The sequence below is a fragment of the Planctomycetota bacterium genome (assembly GCA_033763975.1).
In the GTDB taxonomy this organism is placed as follows: Bacteria; Planctomycetota; Phycisphaerae; order Phycisphaerales; family UBA1924; genus RI-211.
Map to the genome: position 1 here is coordinate 150,920 of JANRJM010000017.1, position 14,823 is coordinate 165,742.

General features: G+C 71.4%; 12 protein-coding genes. 9 read left to right on the top strand and 3 right to left on the bottom strand.

The window, feature by feature from the left end:
* The first annotated feature begins 96 nt into the window (after positions 1-96).
* Positions 97-2,718, top strand: coding sequence for a M1 family aminopeptidase (locus SFY69_11230; GenBank protein MDX2132612.1), 2,622 nt, complete (start codon positions 97-99; stop codon positions 2,716-2,718).
* 28 nt (positions 2,719-2,746) lie between these two features.
* On the opposite strand, the gene kdsB is transcribed toward SFY69_11230, so the two are convergent.
* Together kdsB and SFY69_11240 are read right to left on the bottom strand one after the other, a co-directional pair.
* Positions 2,747-3,487, bottom strand: coding sequence for a 3-deoxy-manno-octulosonate cytidylyltransferase (gene kdsB / locus SFY69_11235; protein ID MDX2132613.1), 741 nt, complete (start codon positions 3,485-3,487; stop codon positions 2,747-2,749).
* Between the two features lie 25 nt (positions 3,488-3,512).
* Complete coding sequence (locus SFY69_11240) at positions 3,513-5,042, bottom strand: hypothetical protein (GenBank protein ID MDX2132614.1); 1,530 nt, start codon at positions 5,040-5,042, stop codon at positions 3,513-3,515.
* 161 nt (positions 5,043-5,203) lie between these two features.
* Between SFY69_11240 and def the strand changes: the two genes are divergently transcribed.
* Genes def through SFY69_11255 form a run of 3 tightly spaced genes read left to right on the top strand, consistent with a single transcriptional unit; the run spans position 5,204 to position 7,412 of the window.
* Positions 5,204-5,770, top strand: coding sequence for a peptide deformylase (def, locus tag SFY69_11245; protein MDX2132615.1), 567 nt, complete (start codon positions 5,204-5,206; stop codon positions 5,768-5,770).
* A complete protein-coding gene (fmt, locus tag SFY69_11250) occupies positions 5,767-6,786 on the top strand; it encodes a methionyl-tRNA formyltransferase (GenBank protein MDX2132616.1) in 1,020 nt (339 codons plus the stop codon). Before def ends, fmt begins: the two co-directional genes overlap by 4 nt.
* Positions 6,780-7,412: a hypothetical protein gene (locus SFY69_11255; GenBank protein MDX2132617.1), complete on the top strand. Its 633-nt coding sequence runs from the start codon at positions 6,780-6,782 to the stop codon at positions 7,410-7,412. The genes fmt and SFY69_11255 overlap by 7 nt, the downstream gene beginning before the upstream one ends.
* Positions 7,413-7,424: 12 nt before the next feature.
* Here the strand turns inward: SFY69_11255 and rpe are convergent, their stop codons facing one another.
* Complete coding sequence (gene rpe / locus SFY69_11260) at positions 7,425-8,105, bottom strand: ribulose-phosphate 3-epimerase (protein MDX2132618.1); 681 nt, start codon at positions 8,103-8,105, stop codon at positions 7,425-7,427.
* 162 nt (positions 8,106-8,267) lie between these two features.
* On the opposite strand from rpe, the gene SFY69_11265 reads away from it, so the two are divergent.
* The 5 genes from SFY69_11265 to trpB all read left to right on the top strand — a co-directional run bounded on the left by SFY69_11265 (position 8,268) and on the right by trpB (position 14,807).
* Positions 8,268-9,698 carry a UDPGP type 1 family protein gene (locus SFY69_11265; GenBank protein MDX2132619.1) on the top strand — a complete coding sequence of 477 codons (1,431 nt, stop codon included), beginning with the start codon at positions 8,268-8,270 and terminating at the stop codon, positions 9,696-9,698.
* 203 nt (positions 9,699-9,901) lie between these two features.
* Entirely contained in the window at positions 9,902-10,573 is a 672-nt protein-coding gene (locus SFY69_11270) for a prolyl oligopeptidase family serine peptidase (GenBank protein MDX2132620.1), read from the top strand.
* Between the two features lie 30 nt (positions 10,574-10,603).
* Positions 10,604-12,037: a TlpA disulfide reductase family protein gene (locus SFY69_11275; GenBank protein MDX2132621.1), complete on the top strand. Its 1,434-nt coding sequence runs from the start codon at positions 10,604-10,606 to the stop codon at positions 12,035-12,037.
* Positions 12,038-12,162: 125 nt separating this feature from the next.
* Positions 12,163-13,533, top strand: a complete 1,371-nt coding sequence (locus SFY69_11280) for an MFS transporter (protein MDX2132622.1) — start codon at positions 12,163-12,165, stop codon at positions 13,531-13,533.
* Positions 13,534-13,550: 17 nt separating this feature from the next.
* Complete coding sequence (gene trpB / locus SFY69_11285) at positions 13,551-14,807, top strand: tryptophan synthase subunit beta (protein ID MDX2132623.1); 1,257 nt, start codon at positions 13,551-13,553, stop codon at positions 14,805-14,807.
* The last annotated feature ends 16 nt before the right edge of the window (positions 14,808-14,823 follow it).

The window sequence follows — 14,823 nt, forward strand, 5'->3', positions numbered from 1 at the left end:
CGTTCCCGCCGCGAAGAATCCACCCGGCGGGAAGCACCGCCGCCCGCCAGCCACACCGCCAGCCACACCGCCAAGCACGCCAGGAGCCACCAGTCCATGCATCGTCATCCCGCACTGCTCGCCTCCGCCGTGGTCCTGTCGCTCGCCTCGCCCGCGTACGCCGGGGGCGACGGCGGGTGCATCTGCGGCTCGCCGTTCCACACCACGCCCCAGCACCCCTCGCACGACGTGCGTTCGTACCCGCCCGACGTTCCGGCCGACTTCCGGCACATGCGCCTCGAGGTCGTGATCGAGGACATGAACACGCCCGCGTTCTCGGCGCGCCAGACGCTCACCTTCGTGCCCGTGGGCGACACGCTCGGCACGCTGCAGATCGACGCCAAGGCGCTCGCGGTCGAGTCGGTGAGCGCCGCGGGGTACGAGACGACCTTCGAGGCCGACGGCTCGCACCTGCGCGTCACGTTCGACCCGCCCGCCCCCGCCGGGCAGGAGGTCACGCTCGTGACGTCCTACCGGGTCGAGAACCCGCCGCTGGGCCTGCTGTGGACGCCCGAGAGCCCGGCCTGGCCCGGGCGCCCCGCGCAACTGCACACGCAGGGGCAGACCGAGACGAACAGCTACTGGTTCCCGTGCCACGACTACCCCAACGACCGGCTGACGACCGAGCTCGTCGTCACCGTGCCGCGCGACTTCATGGTCTCGTCGAACGGGCGGCTCGTCTCGCACACGAAGGCCATCCGCACGCGCGACCGCGCCGACGGCTCGACCGAACTGCTCCCCTACGAGACGTTCCACTGGAGCCAGGAACAGCCCCACGTGCCGTACCTCGTGTCGCTGGTGGTCGGCAAGTTCGATGTTGTCGATCTCGCGCGCTCGCCCGTGCCGGCGAAGGTCTACGCCCCGCTCGGGCGCGCCGCCGACGTGCCCGCGACCTTCGGTCGCACCGGCGCGATGATCGAGTACTTCGCGAAGGTGCTCGACGAGCCCTACCCCTGGGCCCGCTACGACCAGGTCGTCGTGTGGAACTTCGGCTGGGGCGGCATGGAGAACACCAGCGCCACCACGCTGCACGAGAACGTCGTGCTCACCCCGGGCTCGCTCCTCGACCACGACCAGGACGGGCTCATCGCGCACGAACTCGCCCACCAGTGGTTCGGCGACCTCCTGACCTGCAACTCGTGGGAGCACATCTGGCTCAACGAGGGCATCACCACGTTCATGAACACCCTGTGGTTCGAGGAGCGCGACGGGCGCGACGCGTACCTCGCGCGCGTCCGCGAGACGTACGACACCCTCATCCTCAACGACCGCCCCGAAGCCCCCGCCGCCCAGGGCATGGCCAGCAAGGTCTACCGCGAGGCGTGGGAGACCTTCTCCCGCCCCGCCAACCCGTACGGCAAGGGCGCCAGCGTGATGCACATGCTGCGCACCCAGCTCGGCGACGAGGTCTTCTTCAAGGCGCTCGCGACCTACATCGACCGGCACAGGCTCTCCACCGTCGAGACCAGCGACCTCCGACGCGCCTTCGAAGACGTCAGCGGCGAGACCTTCGAGCAGTTCTTCGCCCAGTGGGTCTTCCGCCCCGGCGTGCCGGCGATCACCGTCACGCCCGCCTGGGCCGACGGCACCCTCACCCTCACCGTCGAGCAGACGCAGAACATCGACCCCGACAACCCGGCGTTCGAGTTCGATCTCCCCGTCGTCGTCGGGCCGGCCGCGGGCGCGGACAATACCAGCGCGGGCGTACCGCTCTCGGGCGCCGTCCAGGTCCGCGGGCGCACCGCCACGCTCACGCTGCCCGCCGCCACGCCCCCCGCGTGGATCGCGATCGACCCTGACCTCGCCGTGCTCTGTCGCGTCGACCTGCGCCTCGACGAGCCGGGCGCGATGGCGCTGCTCACCAGCGGGCCCACGCTGCCGGCCCGCATCCAGGGCGCTCGCGTGCTGGGCACCTTCGCGCACGGCAGTTCCGGCTCCGTTGCCGGCACGCAGGCCCTCGTGCGCGTCGTCCAGAGCGCCTCGCAGCCCACGCCCCTGCGGGTCGAGTGCGTTCGCGCCCTGCTGGCGCGGCGGGCGGACATCGATCTGCGCTCCGTCGCCACCTCGGCCGTCGACCACTGGGAGGTGCGCGAGGCGACGACGTCCGCGCTCGCCGACATCCTGTCGCGCGCCGGCGACGACGCCGACCCGGCAATGCGCGAGCGCATCCTGGGGCAGCTCGCCGAGCGTGCCGCGATCGACAAGAGCCTTCTGGTCCGCGCCGAAGCGATCCGGGGGCTGGGCAAGTGCCAGGCGCTCGAGCACGAGAACCTGCTGGTGAAGGCGCTGGAAACCAACTCGCAGGGCGACCTGCTCCGCAACGCCGCGCTCGACGCGCTCGTGTCCATCGATTCACGCTGGGCGCTGCGCCGGGCGGGCGAGCTCGCCAAGCCCGGGCACGACTCGCGCACGCGGGCCCAGGCCATCAAGGCCGTCGGCACGCTCGCGAAGCACGACGTCCCGTTCGCGCTCGAGCTCGCGTCGTCGATGCTCGGCGACGTCGAGATGCGGTCGCGCCGGGCGGCCGGCGAAGCGCTCGTCGCCATCGGCGACCCGCGCGGGCTGGACGTGCTCTCGGCCCGGGCCGCCGCCGCCCGCGGGCCGGACGATCGTCGCACGGCCCAACGCTGGATCGAAGACTTGCGCACGAAGCTGGGCCAGCCGGCCGGCACGCCCTGAAGTTCGCCCCGCCGGGTGCGGGGCGTCCTCACACCCGCGCCGCGCCGTGCCGGCGCACGAAGGCGGCGTACTGCTCGGGCGTGTCGATGCCGCCCGATCGCACCTCGCGCACCGCGACGGCGATCCGCAGCCCGTGGTGCAGCAGACGGAGCTGCTCGAGCATCTCGCAGCGTTCGAGGGGCGACATCGGCAGTTCCACGTACCGACGCAGCACGCCCGCCGGGTACACGTACAGCCCGACATGGCGCAGCGGCGGCGTCGCCTCGCCGCCCTCACGGACGAACGGGATCCGCGCTCGCGAGAAGTACAACGCCGTGCCGTCGCCCGCGAGCACGACCTTCACCAGGTTCGGGTCCGCCGGGTCCTCGCCGGGCGCGAACGCCGACGCGACCGTGGCGGCGTCGACGCGCGATTCTCGAAGCGCCCCCACCGCCGCATCGATCACCCCCGGCTCCATCTCCGGCTCGTCGCCCTGCACGTTCACCACGATCGCGTCGTCGGGCAGGCCCAGCACGCGCGACGCCTCGGCCAGGCGGCTCGTCCCGTTCGCGTGCTCACCCGTCAGCACGCACTCGCCCCCGAAGCCCCGCACGACGCGCGCGACCTCGTCCGAGTCCGTCGCGATGACGACGCGCTCGACGCTCGACGCCTGACGCGCCCGTGCCCACACATGGCGGATCAGGGGCCAGCCGGTCTCCGCCGCGAGCACCTTGCGCGGGAATCGCGTCGAGCCGAGGCGGGCGGGGATGATCGCGACGACGGGCGGCACAGGCACTCCGCGCTCTCGGGCGTGCTCAGGCGCCCTGCGTGCGTGCGGACCGCAGCTCCGAGAGCAGCTTCTTGATCGAGTCGCGCCGCGCCCGGATGTCCATGTACCCGATCTGCTGGAGCGCGATCGACGACGCCAGCCGGTCGGCCTCCTGGGCGGCCTCGAGATCGCGGTCCGCCTCGGCCTTGGCCTGCAGCGCGCTCATGAGCCAGTAGCGCAGTTCGAGGTTGACCTCGGGGAGCAGGTCCTTCATGTCCAGCGCGGTGCGGAGGGCGCCGATGCCCTCGTCGTTCCAGCCGATGCGGAGGAACGACTGCCCGAGCAGGCTCAGCGCCGCGCCGCGGTTGCGGGGCTCGTGCTGGGCCTCCTGGAAGACCTCGATCGCCTCCTGGTGCTGCCCGAGCTGGAACAGCCGCTTGCCGTACTCGAACTTGCGCGTCAGGTCCGTCGGGTACGCCTCGCACTGGAGCTTGTACTCGCTCGCCTCCAGTTCGATCGCCTCGCGCTTCGCCTGGTCGTGCATGCGCGTCAGCATCTCGCTGTCGGGAGCCTTGTCCAGCATCTGGCGCAGTTCGAGGGTCTTGCGCCGCGCCTGGCGGATGCGGATGCCACCCGCGAGCTCGCGCCACCGGAACGCCTTGCTGATCTCGAAGGCCTGCATGTACAGCCCGTGCGCCTTCTCCTCGTCGGCGGCACGCCCCCGCTCCAGCAGCAGCTTCGCGTACTTCTCGATCGAGGGCACGTCCCCCGGACGCTTGATGTGCTCGTCTTCCGCCGCCGACAGCAGGCGCTCGATCGTGTCCTCGGTCTTCACGATCCGCTCGGCCTCCTCGAGGTGACGCTGCTTGTCGGCGTCGCGGATGTTCGCGCGGAAGCCCCCGGCCTGGCCCGTCTTGTCATACCCGCCTCGCGACATCGTCGCCTGCGCCGCCAGGCTGCGGATGTACGCCGCCAGTTCGCCGTCCGTGGGGTCGATCCGCTGGGCGTGCTCGGCCGCCTGGATCGCCTCGTTCGCCGCGCCCACGCTCGCGAGCGCCTGCGCGACCTTGAGGAGCAGGTCCTTGCGGGGCTTCTTCTCGCGCATCACCGACGCCGTCGCCCGGATTCCTACCCACACCGCGACTTCCTCGAGCTTGATCCGCGCGGTCACTTCCAGCGCCCGCACCGCGAGCACCGCGTCCGCCGGGCGCATCGACCACTCCAGCAGCCCGAGCAGGTAGCGGTCGATCTCGCTCTTTCCCGACACAACGCGCGAGACTTCCTTGCTCAGCCCCTTCTTGCTCGCGGGGTCCGAGAGGAACGCCGCCGCCGCGCCGAAGAACCCCTCGATCCCGGGCATGTTCCCCGGGTCAAACCGCAGCCCGCTCAGCCAGAGCTGCATCGCGTACTCCGCGTTCCCCGTCTCCTGCACCGCCCGGGCGTGCGAGAAGAACTTCTGCGCCTTCTCCGGCTGCGGCTCGAGCACCCCGCCCGGCTCGGACGTGGGCTTCGCACCCTCGTCCTTCTTGGGCTCGTCCTTGCGCGCTTCGTCCTTCTTGTTTCCGAACAGACCCACTCGTTGCGTCCTTCCCCGCGCCGTTCGGCGCGTGCCCCGGGCGCCGCCCGCGCCCCGGCCAGAGGGCCCGCGCGGCCGGCGCGGCCCGTGCTCAAGTCCCCATGATAGGGTCTGGCGCGCCCCATGTCGCGCCCCGCCCCGCCCACTCATACCATCGCCCGATGCCGGCGGATCCCTCTCTCTTGCGCGTCGTTCACTACCCCGACCCCGTCCTCCGCCGCGCCGCGGTCGACGTCGCCGTCTCCGACGAGCTCCGCGCCGTCGCCAGACGCATGATCGAACTCATGCACGAGCACGAGGGCATCGGCCTCGCCGCACCGCAGGTCGGGCTGCCCTGGCGCCTCTTCGTCACCTTCGTCCCACCCACCGCCGACCGCCCCGCCGACGCCTCCCCGCTTCTGGCCGATCAGGCCGCTCGCGTCTACGTCAACCCCGTCCTCTCCGACCCCGAGGGCCCCCTCGAACCCTTCGACGAGGGCTGCCTCTCGCTCCCCGAGATTCACGGCGCGGTCCTCCGCCCCCGGTCCGTCACGATCTCCGCGCTCGACGAGCACGGCACGCCCATCACCCGGCGCGCCAGCGGCCTGCTCGCCCGCTGCTGGCAGCACGAGATGGACCACCTCAACGGCGTGCTCATCATCGACCGCATGCCCCCCATCCACCGCCTCAAGAACCGCTCCGCACTCAAGGACCTCGAGGCCGAGTTCGAAGGGCCCGCCCGCCGATGAACCCCGCCAGCATCGACCCGGCCCCCGCCCCGCCCGCACGCGTTGTCTTCTTCGGTTCCGGCGCGTTCGGCCTGCCCACGCTGCAACACCTCGCCGCCGCCGGACGCATCCGCGGCGTCGTCTCTCAGCCGGACAAGCCCGCCGGCCGCGGCGGCGCGCCCACCCCGACTCCGATCGCCGCCTGGGCGAGAGAGCACCTCCCCGGCGTGCCCGTCCTCACGCCCCAGTCCTGCAACACCCCCGACATCCGCGACGCCATCCGCGCGCTGCCCGCCGACGCCTGGGTCGTGATCGCGTTCGGCCAGAAACTCGGGCCCGCCCTGCTCGCCGACCGCTTCGCCATCAACCTCCACGCCTCGCTCCTCCCGCGTTGGCGCGGAGCCGCCCCGATCAACGCCGCCGTCCTCGCCGGCGACGCCGAGACCGGCAACTCGGTCATCACCCTCGCCGACCGCATGGACGCCGGGCTCGTGCTCGCGCAGTCACGCCGCCCCGTCCCGCTCGACGCGACCGCCGGGCAGTTGCACGACCAACTCGCGTCCGACGGCCCCGCGCTCGTCGACTCGGTCCTCGCCGCCCACGCCGCCGGCACGCTCGCGCCCGTCACGCAGGACGAATCACTCGTCACGCTCGCCCCCAAGATGTCCAAGGCCGACGGCTGGGTGGACTTCGCCCGCCCCGCGGAGGAATGCCGCGCACGGATCAACGGCCTGTCGCCCTGGCCGGGCGTCGCGGTCACGTTCCGCGCCCAGCCGCTGCGACTGCTGCGCGCCACGACGTCGCTGGCGGGCGTGCCGCCCCAGATCGCCCACGCCGCCGTCGCGCTCGCGCACGACGCCGCGCCGGGCACGCTGCTGTCGGGTGCCGAGGGGCTGGTCGGGTGCGCGGGCGGTACGGTTGTGCGCCTGCTCGAGGTGCAGGCGCCGGGGCGGAAGGTGGTGCCCTGGCGGGATTTCGCGAACGGACAGCGCGTGGAATCCCAGGAAGTGCTGGCAGGAGGCCGCCCGTCGTGCTGACGCTGTGGGATCTCATCGAGCCCGTCGCCCGCGTGCTGCGCCAGCCGTCGCGCAAGCCGCCGACCCAGCCCGCGCCGACCCAGCCCGCGCCGACCCAGCCCGCGCCGGCCAAGCCCGCGCCGACCCAGCCCGCGCCGGCCAAACTCGCGCCCGTCAAGCGCGCCCGTCCTCGCCCCGCGAAGACCGCCGCCCGCCGCCCTTCCGCGGCCGAGCGTTACGAAGCCCTCGTCCGCGAACTCCTCGCCGAACACAACATCCGCGTGCGCAAGTGGCGCTCCGGCAGTTCCGGCATCGCCGTCGTCCTCCGCTACCGCGATGGCTCGGTCCGACGCTACATCGAATGCCCCCGCCCCCGCGGCCCGATGTCCGTCGCCATCGCCCTCCACGAGATCGGGCATCACGTCCTGGGCGTCGGCGCCATCTCGCCCCGCTGCCTCGAAGAATGGGCCGCGTGGGACTACGCCCTGCGCACCATGGAGGCCCGCGGCGTGCCGATCACCGATCGCGTCCGCCGGCGCGTCGACCGCTCGCTGCGCTACGCCGTCGCGAAAGCCCGCCGCCGCGGCCTGCGCGACCTTCCCGCCCAACTCGCGCCGTACGCCGAGCCCCGCCGCCCCGCGGCCTAGCCGCCCCCCCGGTCACTCGCCCCGCAGCCGCCGCATCACCCCCGCCCGCTCGCTGGGCGCGACGCCGAACACCGCCGACGCCGCGACCAGCACATCGCAGCCCGCGTCGCGTACCTCGCCGGCGTTGGACGGCGTGATCCCCCCGTCCATCTGAAGCCGCTGGTCGGGCCGCAGCCGCTCGCGCACCGCCCGCGTCTTGCCCAGAACTCCGGGGATGAACGCCTGCCCCGCGAACCCCGGGTTCACCGACATCACCAGCACCAGGTCGACCTCTCCCACCACCGGCAGGATCGCCTCGACCGGCGTCGGCGGGTTGATCGCCAGCCCCGCCTGCATCCCCAGCCCGCGCACCCGAGCCGCCAGCGGCCCGACCCCCGCCGCTCCCACCGCCTCGATGTGGAACGACACGTGGTTCGCGCCCGCCTTCGCGAACGCCTCCACGTACGCCCCGGGATCGGTCACCATCAGGTGCACGTCGAGGTACGCGCCCGGCAGCGCACGCCGCAGCGAGCGGCACAGGTCCGGCCCCATCGTCAGGTTCGGCACGAAGTGCCCGTCCATCACGTCCAGGTGCAGCAGGTCCGCCCCCGCGCTCAGCACATCGCGGCATTCATCGCCCAGGCGTGCAAAGTCCGCCGCCAGAATCGACGGAGCAACCAGCGGCAGTCGCGAAGGTGCATTCAAGAGGTTCATCGCGGGCACTGTAGTGGACGCACGCGGACATCCGCCCCCGACGCCCTGTCACTACGCACGCCGACAACGCAGCCGACGTCTTCCCGCTCGCGCGCGCTCTCTGGTCCGACCCTTCGCGCAGCGCGCCGCCCTCCGGCTGTACGATCCTCGCGGAGGCCCACCATGCCCGACCTTGCCCGCCTGCGTGATCGACTCGCTTCTGTCGGCCAGGACCACGTGCTCCGGTTCGTGGACGAACTCGACGCCGCACGGCGTGGGGCGCTGCTCGCGCAGATCCAGTCGCTGGACCTCGCCGCGCTGCCGGACCTCGTCGAGCGGTTCGTGAAGCACCCGCCGGCGCCCGCGCTGCCGAAGGACCTCCGCCCCGCGCCGTACTACCCGGCGGACGCGGCCGACGCCGCGCGACCCTGGGACGCGAGCGCGGCCCGCGCGCGGGGCGAGGCGCTCATCAAGTCCGGCAAGGTCGCGGCGTTCGTCGTCGCCGGCGGGCAGGGCTCGCGCCTGGGATACGACGGGCCCAAGGGCTGCTTCCCGGCCGGGGCGGTGACTCGTAAGTCCCTGTTCCAGATCTTCGCCGAGAACCTGCTGTGGGCGCGCGACCGCTACGGCGTGCGCGTGCCGTGGTACATCATGACGAGCCCGCTGAACCACGAGGCGACGACGTCGTTCTTCGAGGCGAACAAGCACTTCGGGCTCGACGCGGCGGACGTGCGGTTCTTTCCGCAGGGCGTGATGCCGTCGCTGTCGATCTCCGACGGGCGGATGCTGCTGGCCGACAAGCACGAGATCGCGACCAACCCCGACGGGCATGGCGGGTGCATCCGGGCGCTGCACGTGTCGGGGGCGATCGCGGACCTGATCGCGCGGGGCGTCGAGCACCTGTCGTACTTCCAGGTCGACAACCCGCACGTCAAAGTCCTCGACCCGCTGTTTCTGGGCCTGCACGCGGGCGCGCCGGATTCGTCCGCCGAGATGAGCAGCAAGATGGTGCGCAAGACCGACCCCGCCGAGAAAGTCGGCGTCTTCTGCCTCGCCGACGGGCGCACCGAGGTGATCGAGTACTCCGACATGCCCGCGGCCCTCGCGAACCAGCGCCACGCGAACGGATCGATCGCGTTCGACGCCGGTTCGATCGCGATCCACATCATCGGCGTGTCGTTCCTCGAGAAACTCGCGACGAACCCGTCGTTCAGCCTGCCCTTCCACCGGGCCGAGAAGAAGGTGCCCTGCGTGGACCTGGCGACGGGCGAGAAGGTGTCGCCGAGCACGAACAACGCCGTGAAGCTGGAGCGCTTCGTGTTCGACGCGCTCGCGCTGGCGCAGAAGAGCATCGTCGTCGAGACCGACCGCGTCGAGGAGTTCGCGCCCATCAAGAACGCGAGCGGCGTGGACAGCGTCGAGAGCAGCGCACGCCTGCAGACCGCGCGGGCCGCCCGGTGGCTCGAGGCCTGCGGCGTGTCGGTCCCCCGTCGCGCCGACGCCAGCCCGGACTGCGTGCTGGAGATCTCGCCGCGCACGGCCAACGGCCCGGAAGACCTGCGTCACGCGAAACTTCCCAAGGTCATCGAACCCGGGCAGGTGCTCGCGCTGTAGGTGGAGGTTGGTCGACTATCCGAATGATCGAACGTTTCGCCCAACTCCCCGCCGACCTCGCCCGGCGCACCCGCCGCGCGACCCTCGGGGGAGTACCGGCGTTGATCGCGCATCCGGATTGGGAGCACCCAGCGCCATCAATGATCTGGATGCACGGGCGCACCGTCAGCAAGGCGATTGATCCCGGTCGGTACTTGCGCTGGGTGCGCGCGGGGATCGCCGCGGTCGCGCTCGACCTGCCCGGGCACGGCGAGCGATTCGATCCGTCGATGCAGATGAACGAGCGGTCGATGGACGTCGTGAACGCGATGGTGCCGGAGATCGACCGCGTCGTTGACGCCATGGCCGCCCCGGAATGGGGCGACTATCTCGACTTTGCCCGGATGGGCATCGGCGGGATGTCGGCGGGCGGCATGGCGGCGCTGCGTCGGCTGTGCGACGGCCACGATTTCGTGTGCGCCGCGGTGGAGGGAACCACCGGCTGGCTGGAGGGCCTGTACTTCCCGAGCGGCCAGAGCTGGCAACCGCCGCGGGGGGTCTCGATGGCCCGCGAGGGTGTGCTGGCGGCGGACGCGATGTCGCGTCTGGATACGTTCCGTCCGATCCCGGCGTTGTTCCTGCACGCGGAGACCGACCGGATCGTACCGATCGGATGCCTGACGACGTTCCTGGAGGCGCTGCGCCTCCGGTATGAACGCGCGGGAACGGATCCGGATCTCATCCGTCTGAAGACGTGGTCGCAGACGGGCGCGCCGGAAGAGCACGCCGGCTTCGGGAAGTTTGGTCACGAAGCAAAGAACGTGCAGGTCGAGTTCCTGGCGCGGTATCTTGGGGCCGCGGGTCCCGTTCGGGAGGACGGCCCTACCGTGGATTGAGTGTGCGGAAGACACCAAGGAGACTGATTCATGAAACGTGCCGCGTTGGTGGCGAGCGTGCTGGGCGTGATCGGCGTGCCCCTGGGGAGCGTCGTGGGGATGTCGGTCGAGTCGCGCGCGATGGCGCAGCCGGCGGCGACGGCGCCGACGGACGCGGAGATCGACGCGGCGCTGGCGAAGTACAAGGCGGACCGCCAGTCCCCCGAGTCGGCGCGTGCGGCGTTCTCGGGAATCAACCTCACGAACGCGTCGCGTGAGCAGATCGAGAAACTCCAGAAGGAGCGCGTGCTTGCGCAGCTCACGGATCAGTGGGGCCAGGCCAAGGCCCGGCTGACGCAGCTCGCCTCGGACAACTCGGTGGACGGCGTGCGTGCGGCCGAACTGCTCGTCGGGATCTCCAGCCGCCCCCGCTCGATGTCGCCCGAGGACATCAAGGCGTACCAGGAGCAGCTCCCGGTGCTGGTGGCCCAGGGCATGCGCCACCCCAAGTTCCTCGACGCGGTGAAGGCCGGGTACGGGCAGGGAATTCTCAGCGCGATCCAGATGCTCAGCCCCGCGCAGCTGAAGGAGCCTGGCACGCTGGAGGCGGCCCGCGCGGTGCTGGCGGCGGATGACCTGCCGGTCCGGGCGGCGCTCGCGATGGGCGGGCTCTTCCAGGCCGTGTCGGACGAGGAGTTCGGCGCCGACCGCGCGCTGGTCGAGACCATCCGCACCGAAACGATCGCGATGTACGGGCGCGTCGACACCAAGGTCGCGGGCGAACTGGCGCAGGCGGACGCGAAGCTGGCGGCCTCGCCCGAGGACGCGGAGGCGAAGGCCAAGAAGGCCGAACTCGAGCGCATGCGGTCCTTCGTGGTGCGGACCAAGAACTACCTGAACGGCGCGTTCGCGCGGGGCGAACTCGTCGGGCATCAGGCCCCGGACATCACCTTCACCTGGACGACGCTGGGCTCGGAGGTCACGAAGCTGTCCGACCTCAAGGGCAAGGTGGTGGTGCTTGATTTCTGGGCCACGTGGTGCGGCCCGTGCGTGGCGAGCTTCCCGAACATCCGGCAGTTGCAGGCCCGCTACGACGGGTACCCGGTGGTCATCCTCGGCGTGACGAGCCTGCAGGGCTTCCACATCGACTACAAGGCCCAGGACCCCAAGAACCGGCGCATCAGCACCGAGGGCGATCCGTCGCGCGAAATGGAACTGATGAAGCAGTTCATCAAGGACCAGGAGATGACGTGGGCCGTCGCCTTCGGCACGTCCGACGTCTTCAACCCCGAGTACGGCGTGCAGGGCATCCCGCACGTCGCGATCGTCGACCCCGCGGGCAAGGTCCGCTTCCGCGGGCTGCACCCGGGCGAGGACCCGGCGAAGGAAGCCGAGAAGATCGACGCGCTGCTGCAGGAGTTCAACCTGAAGCACCCCGACGCGCCGATGCAGGCCGCCTCGGCGGACAAGCCGTCGAAGAACTGACGGGCCGTCCCGCAGGCCGATGAATCCCCACGCCGCGCCGGGCCGTCCCGGCGCGGTGCTTCGTTTTGCTCCGCGCGCACCGTTTGCACGGCGCACACCCTCGAACCCGGCGATACGCTCGGCCCATGTGGTTGCGCGACATCTACCCGCTGCGAGGACTCGCCCGCCCACGCCAGGTGTGGTCGTGGATCAGTTTCGACGTCGCGAACCAGTCGTTCACGCTCATCATCAACACGCTCCTGTTCTCGATCTTCTTCGCGAAGGTCGTGGTGAACGACGACGCCATCGACGACCGGCTCTGGGCCCTGACATACGGCGCCAGCATGCTGCTGACCGCGGCGCTCTCGCCGGTGCTGGGCGCCATCGCCGACGCACGCGCGTGGCGCAAGGAGATGCTCATCGGCACCGGCGTGCTGTGCGGCGTGCTCACGTGCGGGCTCGCGTTCGTGCAGCCCGGGCAGTTGTGGCTGGCGGTGCTGCTCTACATCCCGGCGAACCTCTGCTTCGCGCTGGGCGAGAACCTGCTCGCGAGTTTCCTGCCCTTCCTCGGCCCGCGCGACCGCGTGGGCGGGATCTCGGGCTTCTCGTGGGGCTGCGCGTACGGTGCGGCCCTCCTGCTGCTGGTGATCACCGCGGCGAGCATGATCGGCCTGGGACTTAAAGACCCGGCCCAGTGGCGGCCCTTCTTCGTCTTCGCCGGCGTCTGGTTCCTCGCCCTGCTGGTGCCCACGGCCATCTGGCTCCGCGAACCCGACGTCCGCGAGCCCGCGGGCAAGGCCTCCCTCGTCGGGGCGGCGTACGAACGCCTCCGCTCGTCGGTCCGCAACGTCGCCTCGTTCCGCGACCTCACGATGCTGCTGGTCGCGTCGATGTTCTACGGCACGGGGATGAGCGTCGTGATCTTCTTTGCGAGCAAGCTCGCGAGCGAGTACGGGTTCGAGCAGGCGGACCTGGTGATCTTCGTCGCGGTCATCACCGTCTCGGGGATCGTCGGGACGTTCGTCCCCACCTTCCTGCAGGACCGGCTGGGGCACCGGCGGTCGACCGTGCTGCTACTGATCGTCTGGATCGTGTCGGTCGGGTTGTTCGCGCTGTACGCGTTCCGGCGTGAGGCGGCGGCGGACCCGGCGGCGTACCCCGCCTGGCCGATGTGGGCCGTGGGCAACGCGCTGGGGTTCGGGCTGGGGTCGCTGGGAACGGCGAACCGCGCGTTCGTGGGCTTCCTGGCGCCGGAATCCAAGTCCGCCGAGGTGTTCGGGGTGTGGGGGCTGGTCTTCAAACTGGCGGCGGTGCTGACCTTCCCGTTCGCGTGGGCCAAGGACACACTGGGCACGCCGGCGGCGCTGCTGGTGCTGGCGGGCTTCCTGGGGGTCGGACTGGTGCTGACGTTGCTGGTGGACGAACGGCGCGGGGCGGCGGCGGCGGCCAAGGCCGACGCGCAGGCCATGCCGCGCGACGCGCCGACGCCGGTCGCGAACCCTACGCTCCGCTCGTGAGCCCTCCCCCCGCCCAGATCGATGTATCAGCGCCGCCGGTGCGCTTGTCGGACGCGCCCACGCCGCAGGGCAGATTCGGCGCGTTCGGCGGGCGGTACGTTCCCGAGACGCTGTGCGACGCGCTCGACACGTTGACGGCGACGTACGAGCGCGTCTCGCGCGACGAGGCGTTCTGGGAAGAACTGCACGGGCTGCTGCGGACGTTCGTGGGGCGCAGCACGCCTCTGTACGCCGCCGACCGGCTGACGGAGCACGCGCGCCGTGGGCTCTCTCGCGAGCAGGGCGCGCGGATCTGGCTGAAGCGCGAGGACCTGGCGCACACGGGCGCGCACAAGATCAACAACACGATGGGGCAGGCGCTGCTCGCGGTGCGCATGGGCAAGCGCCGCGTCATCGCCGAGACCGGCGCGGGGCAGCACGGGGTGGCGACGGCGACCGCCGCGGCACGGTTCGGGCTGGCGTGCGATGTGTACATGGGGGCCGAGGACGTCCGCCGCCAGCGGCTGAACGTCGTGCGCATGAAGATGCTGGGGGCCCGGGTGGTCGAGGTCGATTCGGGTTCGCGGACGCTGAAGGACGCGACGAACGAAGCGATGCGCGACTGGATGGCGTCGAGCGACGACACGCACTACGTGCTGGGCTCGGTGGTGGGCCCGCACCCGTTCCCGATGATCGTCCGCGATTTTCAGTCGATCATCGGGCGCGAGACAAAGGCGCAGTCGATCCGGATGTTCCAGAAGCTGCCCGACGCGGTGATCGCGTGCGTCGGGGGCGGGTCGAACGCCGCGGGCGCGTTCTTTGCGTTCATCGAGGACGCCGGGGTGAAGCTGGTGGGCGTGGAGGCGGGCGGGATCTCGGCCAAGGGCGGAGAGCACGCGGCGCCGCTGGCGCTGGGCACCCCCGGCGTGCTGCACGGGTCGCTGAGTTACGTGCTGCAGGACGAATCGGGGCAGACGGCCCCGGTGCATTCGTGCTCAGCGGGGCTCGACTACCCCGGCGTGGGGCCCGAGCACGCGTACTGGAAGGACACCGGACGGGTCACGTACACCACCGCGACCGACGAGGAGGCCCTGGAGGCCTTCACGCTGCTGGCGCGGACCGAGGGCATCATCCCGGCGCTGGAGACGGCGCACGCGCTGGCCCAGGCGGTGAAGACGGCGCGCGAGCTCAAGGCCGATCAGCACGTGGTGGTGTGCCTGTCCGGGCGGGGCGACAAGGACGTGGACGAGGCGGCCCGGTTGCTCGAGGCGCGCGGGAACAGCCGTCCCGGGTGAAGATCGCGGCGCGCCC